This is a genomic window from Meridianimaribacter flavus, assembly GCF_004366715.1.
GTDB lineage: Bacteria > Bacteroidota > Bacteroidia > Flavobacteriales > Flavobacteriaceae > Gaetbulibacter_B > Gaetbulibacter_B jejuensis.
On sequence record NZ_SOQZ01000005.1, the window covers coordinates 69689 to 83176 of the forward strand.

A 13488-nucleotide genomic window follows, 5' to 3' on the forward strand; every position below is an offset into this window, starting at 1 on the left:
TGTTGATTGTTTGTACAAATATCTTATTTTTTACGATAACTACAACGTTTTCGTGTAAGTTTATATAATATAATCCTTAAGTTTAGGTTATCTTTGAGTATCAAAAATTAGGTTATGGAATTTACTATTCGATCTGCAAATAAAACTGATATGCCTCAAGTACTTGAGCTCATAAACGAATTAGCGGTTTATGAAAAAGAACCTGATGCTGTTGAAATAACGGTTAACGATCTTGAAAATCATGGTTTTGGCAATCATCCTTCGTTTCATTGTTTTGTAGCTGAAGCAGAAAAGGATATTGCTGGTATAGCATTGGTTTACACTCGATTTTCAACTTGGAAAGGTAAAGTGTTGCACCTTGAAGATTTAATAGTAAAACAAGATAAAAGAGGTTGTGGCTTAGGAGGAGCGTTGTTGGATGAAGTGGTTAAATATGGTCAAAAGTTAAATGTAAAACGTGTGAGTTGGGAAGTACTAGATTGGAATGAGCCTGCAATTGATTTTTATGAAAAAAAAGGAGCGAATGTAATGAGAGATTGGGACGTAGTACATCTAGATGAACAAGCCATTAAAAATTATATTTCAAAACTATAGCATGCAGGTATTTAAGTTTGGAGGAGCATCAGTAAAAGATGCTGAAGGTGTTAAAAACCTAGTAGAAGTATTACAAAATGTAGGTTATAAAAATACGCTAGTAGTTATATCAGCAATGGGAAAAACCACTAATGCTTTAGAAGTGGTTATTGGCAATTACTTTAATAATCCTAGTGAGTTACAAAGTTCTATTCAAGATGTTCGAAAAATTCACAATGCTATACTTTTAGATTTGTTTGATAATGAACAGCATGTGGTTTTTAAAAAAGTAGCAAACCTATTTGATGAATTATCATTGTTTTTTGACAGAAATAAATCTCCAGATTACAACTTTGTGTACGACCAAACTATAGGTTATGGCGAGTTGGTTTCTACCACAATTGTAAGCGAATACTTAAATACTTCAGGGATTAAAAACACTTGGTTAGATGTTCGCGACTACATAAAAACGGATAACTATTATAGAAGAGCTAATGTTGATTGGGAAGCGACTCAAACCAATATTACAAAACAGTTTCAAAACAATGTCTTAAACATTACACAAGGATTTTTAGGAAGCGATGCCAACAATTTTACGACCACTTTAGGTCGAGAAGGAAGCGATTACACAGCAGCTATTTTTGCCTATTGTTTAAATGCCCAAAGTGTTACCATCTGGAAAGACGTATTAGGAGTTTTAAATGCTGATCCTCGTTATTTTGAAAATGCACAGCTACTCAATACCATTTCCTATAAAGAAGCTATTGAGCTAGCGTTTTATGGAGCTTCAGTAATTCACCCAAAAACCTTACAACCATTACAGCGAAAGGAAATTCCTTTACATGTAAAGTCGTTTTTAAATCCAAATAACAACGGAACCACAGTATGCAAAACCAGTGGTATTGAGCCTAATATTCCGTGTTTTATTGTTAAAAAAGGACAAGTGCTCATTTCGTTATCGTCATTAGATTTTTCTTATATCGTAGAAGAAAATATCAGTGATATATTCAATTTATTGCATCAGTACAAAATGAAAGTAGATGTCATACAAAACTCTGCTATTAGTTTTTCGGTATGTGTAGATGATGGCTATCGCAACCTAGAAAACTTATTGCAGCATTTAAAAGCAAAATTTAAAGTTAATTGTACCGAAAACGTATCTTTATACACCATCAGGCATTATAATGAGGTTGCAATTAACCAATTGGAGCAAGATAAAGAGGTGTTATTAAAGCAATTAACACAAGAAACCGTTCAAATAGTTACTAAATAAACATTTTATTACATTTGTAAGTATGACCAAGCAACCAAAATCTGGATTAGTAACAGCTAAAGAAGTCGCTAAAGCCATACAAATGGATAAGTATGGATTTATAGGAACATTTGTAGGTTGGTTGCTAATGAAGACCTTAAAGATTTCCACGCTCAATAAAATTTACAACCGTAATAAGCACCTTGAAAAACTTGAGTTTTTAGACGGTATTTTAGAAGAGTTTCAAATTAAGTTTGAAATTCCTGAAGAAGACTTAAAACGACTGCCTAAAGATGGAGCTTATATAACGGTTTCTAACCATCCGCTAGGTGGTATTGATGGTATTTTGTTGCTAAAATTAATGCTAGAACAACGTGAGGATTTTAAAATTATAGCCAATTTTTTATTACACAGAATTGAGCCTTTAAAACCTTACATTATGCCTGTAAATCCGTTTGAGGATAGAAAAGATGCCAAGTCTAGTATTACAGGATTTAAAAATGCTATTATGCATTTAAAGGATGGACATCCACTTGGTGTATTTCCTGCTGGAGAAGTATCTACTTACAGAGACGGAAAGTTGGTTGTAGATAGACCTTGGGAAGAAGCAGCAATGAAGTTGATTCAAAAAGCTGAAGTGCCAATTGTACCTATATATTTTCACGCAAAAAACAGTCAGTTGTTTTACAAACTGTCTAAAATAAGCGACACCTTTAGAACCGCTAAGTTACCTTCTGAATTGTTAACCCAAAAGCGAAGAACAATTAAAGTAAGGATTGGTCGTCCTATAACATTAAGCGATCAAAAAGAGCATAAAACACTCGAAGAGTTTTCTGAATTTATACGAAGAAAAACCTATATGCTTTCTAATTCCTTTGATGAAAAAGGAAATTTATTAAGCAACATATCTTCAACGTTAAAAGTGCCAAAACCACCAAAACGTATTGTAACTCCTATTGCTTCGGACGTGATGATAAAAGAGGTGGAAACCTTAAGAGATAACGATTTAAGATTGCTACAAAGTAAAAACTACGAAGTGTTTTTGGCTCAAGCTAAAGATATCCCAAATATACTTAGAGAGATAGGTCGTTTGCGAGAAATTACTTTTAGGGAAGTAGGAGAAGGTACTAATGAAGCTATTGATTTAGATACTTTTGACACTTATTACCACCACATGTTCTTATGGGACGATGAGGCAAAAGTCATTGCTGGAGCGTATCGTATGGGATTAGGCTCTAAAATTTATGAAAGCTATGGTATAGACGGATTTTACCTTCAGGATTTATTTAGATTTGAACCTGAACTTTATAAAATGATGAGCGAATCTATTGAAATGGGAAGAGCGTTCATTATTAAAGAATATCAACAAAAGCCAATGCCTCTCTTTTTACTTTGGAAAGGTATTGTACACACTACGTTAAGGCATCCTGAACATAAGTATTTAATAGGAGGTGTTAGTATTAGTAATCAGTTTTCAAACTTCTCAAAGTCGTTAATGATTGAGTTTATGAAATCGCATTATTACGATCCATATTTAGCGCAATACGTTCACCCTAAAAAAGAGTTTAAGGTAAAACTTAAAGATGCTGATAAGGATTTTGTGTTTGATGAAACCGAAGCCGATTTAAATAAATTTGATAAAATTATTGACGAGGTTGAACCAGGAGCACTTAGGCTACCAGTACTACTTAAAAAGTATATTAAACAAAATGCAAGGTTAATTGCTTTTAATGTGGATCCGTTGTTTAATAACTCGGTTGATGGCTTGATGTACATAAAAATTGCCGATTTACCTGAAAGCACAGTAAAACCTGTAATGGAAGAATTTCAGGCTGAATTAGAGCGTAAACTCACTGAAAACAATGGCGAAGCTTAAACACATTGTCTTAACAGGACTTTTGTTTTTAAGCTATTTTGCTGTTTGTTCTCAAACCATAAGCGGACTTGTTTTAGACCAAGCTACAAACCAACCTATAGAAAGTGCAGCTATATATTTTGACAACACTACAATTGGCACTTCTACTAATGATAAAGGTGAATTTAGTATTGAGTATCAAGAAGGAGTTACCTCGCCTTTAGTTATTTCTTTTTTAGGTTATAAGCGAATGATTATAACCAATTATCAAGTTGGTAAGTTTTACAAAGTGTTGCTTCAAGAAGATATTGATGCTTTAGATGAGGTTGTGATTACTACAGATGATGGAATGCCAAAAGAACTAAAACTACAACAGTTTAGACAGCAATTTTTAGGGTTTTCTGATAATGCCAAATCGTGCACAATACTTAATGAAGAAGACCTTATTTTAAGATATAATAAGAAAACTCAAACCTTAAGCGCAAGTTCTAAAAAACCTATTTTAATTAAGAATGAAAAATTACAATATTTGGTGTCTTTTGAAATTAAGGATTTTGATATAAGTTATCATCATATCAACATTAAGCGAGACCGTTTTTTCATCAATTCAGTAATTTATACTGGGACATCTTTTTATAAAGAGTTGGAAGAATCCAATTCTAAAAAAACTACTAAATCTAGGAATAAAGCTTATAAAGGTTCTGTACTTCACTTTATGAGAGCGCTTTCTAAAAAACAACTTGAAGAAGAAGGTTATCAAATTTTTAGTGGTGGATTTAAAGTCAACCCTTATCGATACATCAATGTAAAACAAATAGATAGCAGTAAAGCTGTAGAAGTTAAATTATTGAATAAACTAAGCATTTTGTATGATAACGAACAGTCTGCAATGGAGTCGAGGGTTGACGAGTTTATTATAGACCAATATGGTAATCACTCTCCAATACATCAAGTGCTTTTTGGAGGTCATATGGGTAACCAACGTATTGGAGACTCTTTACCTTTCGATTTTATGTTATCTGAATAATTTTAATGCAAAAATTTGCTCACAAAAGACATTTATCGTAATATTGCAATGAATAAATAAAACGATGGGTTTAACAAAGTCAGAAATATTTACAGATAAGCAGAACCAAATAGCACAATTAGCTAAGGCTTTTGGGCATCCTGCTCGTGTAGCTATTTTAGAATACCTATTTAAAACCAATAGCTGTGTTTGTGGTGACTTGGTAAACGAAATAGGTTTAGCGCAACCTACCATTTCTCAACATTTAAAAGAACTAAAACAATTAGGTTTAATTAAAGGAACAATTGAAGGCACAAGTGTGTGTTACTGTATTGATACTAATAATTGGAGCCAAATGAAGCAATTACTTGCAGAGTTCTTAGATCAAGATATGGATGATGCATCTAATTGCTGCTAAAAAAATTTATTTCAATTAATCGCAATATCGCAATAAAACAATATTAAAATGAAACTTTCAGAATTAAAAACAAATTTAAAACCATTACAGCAGATTGCATTTCAACTGCCAAATGGTAGTTTAGTACCAAGCCATTTTCATGTGACTGAAGTAGGGCAAATTGATAAAAAATTTATCGATTGTGGAGGCACATTACGTAACGAGAGCGTTATAAGTTTACAGCTTTGGAGTGCAAATGATTATAATCACAGGCTGCGTCCAGAAAAGTTAATCCATATTATAGAACTTTCTGAAGCTAAACTAGGTTTGGAAGATTTAGACATTGAAGTAGAATACCAAGGAGAGTCTATTCAAAAATATGGATTACAGTTTGATGGTACCCACTTTTTATTAACCACAAAACAAACCGATTGTTTAGCAAAAGACAATTGTGGAATTCCTGTAAAAAAACCAAAACTAAAACTAGCCGATTTAAGTAACGAACCATGTTGCTCACCAGATGGTAATTGTTGCTAATACAATAATAATTTTACCTGTTGTGCCTTTTGAGAATTTTTTCAGGAAAATTGTCAGTTCGAGTGAAATTCTAAAAGAATTTTGTATCGAGAACAAGTTTTTAGAAGCTTAAATTCTATTCTCGATACGATTTTTATCACTTTGTTTCAAAAAATCACTCGAATTGACAAATTTATTCTCAAAATGCACAATGATTTAACTTTTTAAAATTTAGTTATGTTTGAAAAACTAACCTCAGTAATTGAAAGTTTAACTACAAATTCAATTTCAGAAGACCGAAAAGAAACACTGCAACCACTTGTAGCGTTTATTCAAAGTAAAATTGATAATGGACAACCTGTTAATATTAATTTTATTTGCACCCATAATTCCCGAAGAAGTCATTTAGCACAAATTTGGTCGCAAGCTATAGCTCAACATTTCGGTTTTCATACAGTAACCTGCTATTCAGGAGGAACAGAAGTTACTGCATTGTTTCCTATGGTAGTAAACGTATTAGAGCAATCAGGTTTTGAAATTCAAAAATTATCTGAAGCAGAAAATCCTGTATATGCCATTAAATATGCTGAAAATGCGCAACCTATTATTGGCTTTTCTAAGCGTATGGATAATACTTTTAACCCAACTTCGGGTTTTGCCGCAATAATGACTTGCTCGCAAGCCGATGAAGGTTGTCCTTTTGTACCAGGAGCTGAGAAACGTATTCCTATTACTTTTGAAGATCCTAAAGCTTTTGATGGTACTCCAGAACAAGAAGCAAAATATAAAGAGCGTAGTTTGCAAATAGCAGCAGAGCTATTTTATGTGTTTTCTAATGTAAATCAATAATTATGAGTGCAAAAAAATCACTTAGCTTTTTAGACAAAAACTTAACCCTTTGGATTTTCTTAGCCATGGCATTAGGTGTTGCTTTAGGATACTTTGTGCCAACAATTCCTGAGCGTATAAATACTATGAGTAGTGGAGCTACTAACATTCCCATAGCTATTGGGTTGATTGTAATGATGTATCCTCCATTAGCAAAAGTTAACTATGCACTGTTACCAAAGGTGTTTAAAAATGTGAAGATTCTATCCATTTCTTTGGTGCTCAATTGGATTATTGGTCCTGTGTTAATGTTTGCCTTAGCCATTATCTTTTTACAAGACTATCCTGAATATATGGTTGGGTTAATACTAATTGGGTTAGCACGTTGTATTGCTATGGTTTTAGTTTGGAATGACCTTGCAGAAGGTAGTAGCGAGTATGGAGCAGGATTAGTAGCCTTAAACAGTATTTTTCAGGTGTTTGCCTATAGTTTTTATGCTTGGATATTTATAACTGTATTACCACCATATTTTGGATTTGAAGGAGCTATTGTAGACATATCAATAGCTACAATTGCTGAAAGTGTAGCTATTTATCTTGGTTTGCCTTTTGTTTTAGGAATATTAAGCAGAGTAATTTTAGTAAAGCTCAAAGGAGAAGATTGGTATAACAATACATTTATCCCTAAAATTTCACCATTAACTTTAATCGCATTATTATTTACAATTATAGTCATGTTTTCTTTAAAAGGAGAATTGATTGTTGAAATTCCAATGGATGTTGTTATTATAGCTATTCCGTTGCTATTGTATTTTACCATAATGTTCATTATTGGCTTTTTTGTAACAAAAGCTATGGGAGCAGATTATAATAAAACCACAGCTGTGGCTTTTACAGCAGCAGGTAATAATTTTGAATTAGCAATTGCTGTTGCTATTGCAGTGTTTGGGCTAAATTCAGGTCAAGCATTTGCAGGTGTTATAGGTCCATTAGTTGAAGTTCCTGCATTAATACTATTAGTTAAAGTAGCCTTTTGGCTCAGAAAAAAATATTTTTAGAATAAAAAAGCCGCAAACATTGTTTGCGGCTTTTTGTTTTTTTAAGGTATGATTAAAACCAAGGTTTTTTACCCACTTGGTATGTGTTGTAGAATTCTTCGTCAGATTTTGTAAGGTAAATAATACCTTCAATTAAACCTATAATTCCAGGAATCCAAACGATTAAAATACCAATACCTACACAAGATAGTATTGCTCCTAATAGCCAAACACCTAAAAGGATTCCTCCTTCTTTGTTGTAACCTAGAATAAATTTATGAACACCTAAGCCTCCAAAAATGATACCTAAAATACCAGCTAGTAGTTTTTTGTTATCTCCTGATGCTTTACCAAAAGCTTCTTTGGCTCCATCAGAAAATTCTTTTGCAGTTTCTTTTGCTTCGCTAGCAAATTCTTTTGCTTTTTCTTTAGCGTCATCAGCAATATCTTCTGCTTTGTCTGCTGCTTTTTTTGCACCATCTTTTGCGTCGTCTAACATATCGTTAAGGTCGTCGCTTAAATTTTTTTCATCTGACATTTGTAAATTTGTTTATATGGTTAGAAGTCTAAAGGTAACAAAAAAATATAATGGTTTACAAAAAAGCTTTATCAATAGGTTCCCAAAGTTCAATTTTGTTGCCATCGTTATCCATAATCCAACCAAATTTTCCGTAGCTGTATTCTTCCATTTCTCCAATAATGGTAACACCTTCGTCTTTTAATGTTTTTAGTAATTCTTCAAGATTTTCTACGCGATAATTAAACATAAAATCTTTTTTTGAAGGCTGATAATACGCTGTGTCTTCAGTAAACGGACTCCATTGTGTTGAGCAATCGTTACCTTCTTTATCTTTCCACCAAAAGGTGCAGCCATAATCATCGGTGTTAAACCCTAAATGCTTTTTGTACCAGTCTTTTGTTGCTTTTGGATCTTTTGTTTTAAAGAATAATCCGCCAATGCCTGTAACGCGTTTTTTCATTTTATTTCTTTTTAAGGTTGGTTTCGTATATGTCTATCCATTGATCTGGAGTTAGTTTTGTGCAGAGTTCAGCAATTAATTCCATTGGAATATCATTAATACGCTTAAAACGAACGCAACTTTTTCCCATGTCTAGCTTGTACTTACTGTATTTTGGGTATTCGTTTACAAACCAATCGTGTATTTCTGGTACAGCATAAATACCACTATGGTAAAGATTTATTGAATTTTTTTGTGAAGCAAAACTCATGAATGGTAATGGTTCTTCTGGTGTGCAATGATAACCATCAGGATATTTGCTATGTGGCACATAATAGCCTATCATACCATATTGAATACCTTCTTCAAAACCTTTTGGTAAGTTGGTCTTAATGGTTTTGCGTAATGTTTTTAAAACATCTTGACGTTCTTCAGGAACTTGACTTATATAATCTTCGGGAGATGATGCTTTGTATTGCATAATGATTTATTTTTTTCGTTGTAAAATTAAAGCAGATATTAAAGATAGTACAAACCCAATTAACACAACGGTTACAAACATTAAGGCAGCCATAAATCCAGAGCCACCATAATCTTGCATTTGTTGTGTGAGTTCAGCTTTTTTAGCTTCTAGTTCTTCACCAGAGTAAGTGCTTTCATAAGTTTTTAAAGTGACTTCTAAATATTCTGAAGCAAAATCAGGATTAATTACGGTTGTATAAATGTAATCTACCATAGCAATTCCAAGTCCAGTTAAAGCTGAAATTAATAAGCCAATGACCAAAGCTTTTCCAAAACTTACAGCACCATTATTTACTTTATCGCGATAGTGTTTTATCCCAAAAAATATAAATGATAATGATGCAATCATTGACGCATAACCAATAACTTCTTGAGCCGAATAGCTTAAGTTTTTACCAAAGGTTAATGCTAAAAAGAATAAAACAGCGGCAGTTATAAGTCCGTAGCCTCCATATTTTAATACAGTTTTTTTCATGTTGTTAGTTAGTTTTAAGAGTTAAAAAAGGGTTTTAAATATGTTGATCAATTAATATGGTATTACCATCAGGATCGGTTACAACCAAACTTGCAGGTCCTGAAGTTGTTTCGTCTGCTTCACTTTGCAACGCTAAGTTTTTACTTTTTAAATGCTGCTGAATTTGCCTAACATCAGTAAACGTATCTAATGTTTTTGCGTTTTCGTCCCAACCAGGATTAAAGGTAAGTATGTTGTTTTCAAACATACCTTGAAACAAGCCTACTAAAGCCTTCCCATTTTTCATGATGAGGTAGTTTTTTTCTAAATCACCAGCAAAAACGGTGAATCCTAAATTTTCATAAAATGCTTTTGAAACAGTAATGTCTTTTACGCTTAAACTAATTGAAAATGCGCCTAATTCCATAATTGTGTGGTATTGATTAATTATTGAGATACAAAACTATGAGAAGCCTTTAAAAATAGACTCATACTAAAGTACCAAACCGTTAGTACTTCGGTCTAAAATACATAATTTTATAGTATTTGAAGTTCTTTTGCAACTTGAAGTGCTTGCGTGCGTCTTTTGGCATTTAGTTTTAACAATAAGTTAGACACATGCGTTTTTATAGTGCTTTCTGATAGGAATAATGTCTCGGCAATTTCTTTGTTTGATAATCCTTGAGCAATATGTTGAAGTACTTCATATTCTCGTGATGTAATATCTAATTCTTTTATTTTATTGTAATCAATTTCGGTCGTATCAACAGTTTCTTTTTGAAGGCTTTTTTTGTTGAGGTAAATACCAACAATTAGGAAAACAATCGCAATAGCAGCAATTATAATTTCTATGTTTACATTTCCAGATATGATAGCGTATTTGCTAACCTGAAAAAGTAGTAACAAGGCAAAAATTAAACCAGCAAAAACAGCTATTGTTTTTTTCATAGTTGAAAGTTAACAAAATCTAGCTTTAATTTTATCAACGATGGTTTGCGCTAGTTTTTCTTTGCTTTCAACTGTCCAACCAGCTACATGAGGTGTTAGTAATACATTTTCGGCTTGAATGATGTATTGAAATGCCTCTGGCATATCAGAAGAAAATAGGCTTTCAAAAGAGGCTTTTTCATATTCTAAAACGTCTAATCCTGCACCTAAAATTTTACCACTTTTTAAAGCTGAAACCAAATCGGTAGTGACAACACTTTTTCCGCGAGCTGTATTAATGAGCCAAAATGGTTTTTGAAACCCGTTAATAAAATCAGCATTAACCATATTGAGCGTTAGTGGTGTCTGTGGTGTGTGTAAACTTAAAATATCTGCGTTTTCTTGTAAAGTTTCAAGAGATACTTGTTTGCAGTTGTCGTCGCCAACATTAGGTTTTATATCATAGCAAAGAACTTCAACATCAAAACCACGAAGTTTTTTAGCAAAGGCTTTTCCCATGTTGCCATAACCAATAAGTCCAACAGTTTTGCCATCTAGCTCAATACCTCTATTGGCTTCACGTAACCATTGACCATGTCGTACTTCGTTATCAGCTTTATTGAGCTTGTTGAATAAGGAAAGCAACATTCCTAAAGCGTGTTCGCCAACAGCATTGCGGTTGCCTTCTGGTGCTGAAATTAAATAAATGCCTTTACTTTCGGCATAATCACAATCTATGTTTTCTAAACCAGCACCAACACGACCTATAAACTTTAAGTTTGTGGCAGCATCAAGAAACTGCTTGTCTATAGTAAAACGACTTCTTATTACAATACCATCATACTCATGAATTTTTGCTTCAACATCAGTTTTTGATGCCGTGTAATCTTCATGATTTGTAAATCCTAATGTATTAAGTTGATTAATGAGAAGCTCGTGATTGGTATCTAGATGTAGGACTTTCATAAGTTAAATCCCTAAAATAAGTTTAGCTATGGTAAAGTAAATTAAGATTCCAAAAATATCATTACTGGTAGTGATAAAAGGTCCAGTTGCAATAGCAGGATCAATACCACGTTTGTCAAGGAATAATGGTACAAAAGTTCCTATTAAACCAGCTACTATGATTACTACAACTAACGAAATTGAAATAGCAAAAGCAGTTGCGGCATCTTGTTGGGTTGCCCAAACAAAAAGAAACAAGAAAATAGCCAAAATAACTCCATTAAGAGCTGCTAAAAGCATTTCTTTCATTAAACGACTGTTAATACTTCCCTTTATATCATCATTTGCTAAACCTTGTACAATAATTGCACTAGATTGTACACCTACATTACCAGCCATTGCTGCAATAAGTGGTGTGAAAAAGAATAGGATTGCATATTTTGAAAACGCTTCGTGAAAACCTTCCATAATTAAAAAGGCTCCAACACCACCAACAAGTCCTAAAAATAACCAAGGTATACGTGCTCTGGTAAGCTTCCAAACGCTATCATCAGAGTCTACATCTTGAGAGATACCTGCTGCCAACTGGTAATCTTTATCGGCTTCTTCTTTTAAAACGTCAACAATATCATCAATAGTAATTCTACCTAAAAGTGTTTGATTGTCATCTACAACAGGAATGGCTTCCAAATCGTATTTTGCCATAACTCTTGCCACATCTTCAACATCGTCTTGCACATGAACCCAATCCACACTGCTGTTAGAGATATCGGCTATTTTTTGATCACTTTTAGCAACAATTAAATCTTTAAGTGAAAGTCTGCCAATAAGCTTGTCTTGTTTGTTTACAACGTATATTGAGTGTACTCTTGTAACCTCTTTGGCTTGTCCACGAATGCGACGTAAGCATCCAGCAACAGTCCAGGTTTCATACACTTTTACAAGCTCTTTTGCCATGAGTCCACCAGCTGTATCTTCGTCATAAGCCAAAAGTTCTTCAATTTCGGCTTTATGCTCTTGGTCTTCAATTTGAGAGATTACCTCGGCTTGACGTTCTTCAGGAAGTTCGGCAATAATATCTGCTGCATCATCAGTATCCAACTCTTCAATTTCGTCGGCAATTTCTTTGGCAGAAAGATTACGGAGTATTTTTTCTCGATTGTCTTCATCGAGCTCCATTAACACATCTGAAGTGGTTTCAGAATCAAGAAGTTTTATAACATAAGTCGCATCTTCAAGATCTAGTTCGTCTAAAACTTCGGCAATATCAGCATAGTGAAACTCACTAAAAAGCGTGTTGAGTTCCTTATCGTTTTTCTCTTCGATAAGAACTTCTACTTGCTCGATGAGTTCATCTGTTAGTTCAAATTGTATGTGCTCTTTTTCCTCTTGCATAAAATTTCTTGTCGTTGCACACTGTTGAAGTGACAAATTGTGTTATTCTTGAGTGTCGTTTTCAATTAATTGCGCGAGAGTTATAAATTCTTCAACGCTTAACTGCTCAGGACGTTTGCCAAATATAACATTTGCTTTTAAATTATCTGACAAATTGAATGTTTTTAAACTGTTACGAAGTGTTTTTCGGCGTTGTTGAAATCCTTGTTTTACGACCTTGAAAAATAAAGTTTCGTCACATGGCAAGGTGTAGTTTTCTTTTCTTGTTAATAAAAGCACACCAGAATCTACTTTTGGTGGTGGATTAAACACCGAAGGTGGAACTGTAAATAAATACTCTGCATCGTAAAATGCTTGGGTTAATACAGATAAAATACCATATACTTTACTGCCTTCTTTAGAGCAAATACGTTGCGCAACTTCTTTTTGAAACATCCCTGAAAATTCAGGAATTTGGTCGCGCATTTCTAAAGTTTTGAATACAATTTGTGATGAAATATTATATGGGTAATTACCTATGATAGCAAAAGGCTGCTCGCCAAAAACTTGTGTGATATCGTACTTTAAAAAGTCTTGTTCTATAACTCTATCAGCAAGATTTAGGTAATTGGCTTTAAGGTATTCAACCGATTCGGTATCAATTTCAATAACGTGGGTTGTGATGTCTTTTTTGAGCAAATATTTAGTGAGTACACCCATTCCTGGACCAATCTCCAAAACGTGTTTATAGTCTTTAAGCGATAAGCTATCAGCAATTTTTTCAGCAATAGATTCGTCGGTTAAAAAATGTTGTCCTAAATGTTTTTTTGCTTTTACAGACAT

Annotated in this window: 17 protein-coding genes; 8 read left to right on the forward strand and 9 right to left on the reverse strand. The window is 33.4% G+C overall.

The genetic code is table 11. The features are described 5' to 3' along the window. The first annotated feature begins 114 nt into the window (after positions 1–114). From A8975_RS11230 to arsB, 8 genes are all read left to right on the forward strand, one after another. Entirely contained in the window at positions 115–594 is a 480-nt protein-coding gene (locus A8975_RS11230; RefSeq protein ID WP_134200563.1) for a GNAT family N-acetyltransferase, read from the forward strand. 1 nt (position 595) lies between these two features. Next, a complete protein-coding gene (locus A8975_RS11235; protein ID WP_134200565.1) occupies positions 596–1846 on the forward strand; it encodes an aspartate kinase in 1251 nt (416 codons plus the stop codon). A gap of 22 nt (positions 1847–1868) precedes the next feature. Beyond that, entirely contained in the window at positions 1869–3701 is a 1833-nt protein-coding gene (locus A8975_RS11240; RefSeq protein WP_129760859.1) for a GNAT family N-acyltransferase, read from the forward strand. Continuing rightward, a complete protein-coding gene (locus A8975_RS11245) occupies positions 3688–4707 on the forward strand; it encodes a carboxypeptidase-like regulatory domain-containing protein (protein ID WP_134200567.1) in 1020 nt (339 codons plus the stop codon). The genes A8975_RS11240 and A8975_RS11245 overlap by 14 nt, the downstream gene beginning before the upstream one ends. A gap of 64 nt (positions 4708–4771) precedes the next feature. Next, positions 4772–5104 carry an ArsR/SmtB family transcription factor gene (locus A8975_RS11250; RefSeq protein ID WP_129760861.1) on the forward strand — a complete coding sequence of 111 codons (333 nt, stop codon included), beginning with the start codon at positions 4772–4774 and terminating at the stop codon, positions 5102–5104. A 48-nt stretch (positions 5105–5152) separates the two neighbouring features. Then, positions 5153–5620, forward strand: coding sequence for a DUF6428 family protein (locus A8975_RS11255; RefSeq protein ID WP_134200569.1), 468 nt, complete (start codon positions 5153–5155; stop codon positions 5618–5620). Between the two features lie 216 nt (positions 5621–5836). Beyond that, positions 5837–6448: a protein-tyrosine-phosphatase gene (locus A8975_RS11260; protein WP_129760863.1), complete on the forward strand. Its 612-nt coding sequence runs from the start codon at positions 5837–5839 to the stop codon at positions 6446–6448. Positions 6449–6450: 2 nt separating this feature from the next. Then, positions 6451–7485: an ACR3 family arsenite efflux transporter gene (gene arsB, locus A8975_RS11265; RefSeq protein ID WP_134200571.1), complete on the forward strand. Its 1035-nt coding sequence runs from the start codon at positions 6451–6453 to the stop codon at positions 7483–7485. Between the two features lie 52 nt (positions 7486–7537). Here arsB and A8975_RS11270 read toward each other — a convergent pair whose 3' ends face one another. From A8975_RS11270 to rsmA, 9 genes are all read right to left on the reverse strand, one after another. Next, positions 7538–8002 (reverse strand): TM2 domain-containing protein, encoded by a 465-nt coding sequence (locus A8975_RS11270; RefSeq protein WP_129760865.1) that lies wholly within the window; start codon positions 8000–8002, stop codon positions 7538–7540. 55 nt (positions 8003–8057) lie between these two features. Beyond that, positions 8058–8444: a VOC family protein gene (locus tag A8975_RS11275; protein WP_134200573.1), complete on the reverse strand. Its 387-nt coding sequence runs from the start codon at positions 8442–8444 to the stop codon at positions 8058–8060. Position 8445: 1 nt separating this feature from the next. Then, on the reverse strand, positions 8446–8904 hold the full coding sequence (locus A8975_RS11280; protein WP_134200575.1) for a DUF1801 domain-containing protein: 459 nt from the start codon (positions 8902–8904) through the stop codon (positions 8446–8448). A 6-nt stretch (positions 8905–8910) separates the two neighbouring features. After that, positions 8911–9420 (reverse strand): DUF4199 domain-containing protein, encoded by a 510-nt coding sequence (locus A8975_RS11285; protein WP_131508722.1) that lies wholly within the window; start codon positions 9418–9420, stop codon positions 8911–8913. Between the two features lie 34 nt (positions 9421–9454). Next, entirely contained in the window at positions 9455–9826 is a 372-nt protein-coding gene (locus tag A8975_RS11290; protein ID WP_134200577.1) for a VOC family protein, read from the reverse strand. A 110-nt stretch (positions 9827–9936) separates the two neighbouring features. Beyond that, the gene (locus A8975_RS14760) at positions 9937–10347 is read right to left on the reverse strand and encodes a response regulator transcription factor (protein ID WP_134200579.1); all 411 of its coding nucleotides are present in this window, start codon (positions 10345–10347) and stop codon (positions 9937–9939) included. A 9-nt stretch (positions 10348–10356) separates the two neighbouring features. After that, complete coding sequence (locus tag A8975_RS11300) at positions 10357–11292, reverse strand: 2-hydroxyacid dehydrogenase (RefSeq protein ID WP_134200582.1); 936 nt, start codon at positions 11290–11292, stop codon at positions 10357–10359. 3 nt (positions 11293–11295) lie between these two features. Continuing rightward, on the reverse strand, positions 11296–12666 hold the full coding sequence (mgtE, locus tag A8975_RS11305) for a magnesium transporter (RefSeq protein WP_208325372.1): 1371 nt from the start codon (positions 12664–12666) through the stop codon (positions 11296–11298). A 42-nt stretch (positions 12667–12708) separates the two neighbouring features. Then, a complete protein-coding gene (gene rsmA / locus A8975_RS11310; protein WP_134200584.1) occupies positions 12709–13488 on the reverse strand; it encodes a 16S rRNA (adenine(1518)-N(6)/adenine(1519)-N(6))-dimethyltransferase RsmA in 780 nt (259 codons plus the stop codon).